Annotated in this window: 1 pseudogene; it reads right to left on the minus strand. The window is 36.6% G+C overall.

The window, feature by feature from the left end:
* Window positions 1–514 (minus strand): annotated as a pseudogene (locus LDK52_RS19985) (transposase); the annotation flags it as partial.

Raw genomic sequence — 514 nt, forward strand, 5'->3', positions numbered from 1 at the left:
ATATAACGAACAAAATGAAAACGATCTGCCACAATGACAGGCTTACCAAGAGCACTTGTAACTGCAGCTTTAAAAGATGGACTCATGTCCATGATGACAATTTCTACATTTGCTCCATGTTGTTGAAGATAGTGCTTTATCGTTTTTTTTATAGCGATTTGGTAAAATATCAATTGGCTCTTTGGTTTCTCCATTAGCGATAATGAGTTGATATTTCCCTTCACGTGTATCGCCTTTATATTCATCAATGGCAATCACTTTTGGAAGTTCTTTTACTTTCTGAATTTCACTCAATGATAGACGATCAAAACGTCGGACAATCGTGGATGGTGAAGTACCATAAATAGTCGCTGTTTCTGAAAATGTTTTTCCCTTTATGCTCCGTACATTTACCGCTTGATTCCATTCGATTGAAAAGCGTTGGTACCGCTGAATAAAAGTATTCTTTTCCGCAAATTTCTTCCCACACTGACACACATATCTGCGTTTGCGATAAAAAATAATGGTAAGTCTT

The sequence above is a fragment of the Psychrobacillus antarcticus genome (assembly GCF_029533155.1).
Lineage (GTDB): Bacteria > Bacillota > Bacilli > Bacillales_A > Planococcaceae > Psychrobacillus > Psychrobacillus antarcticus.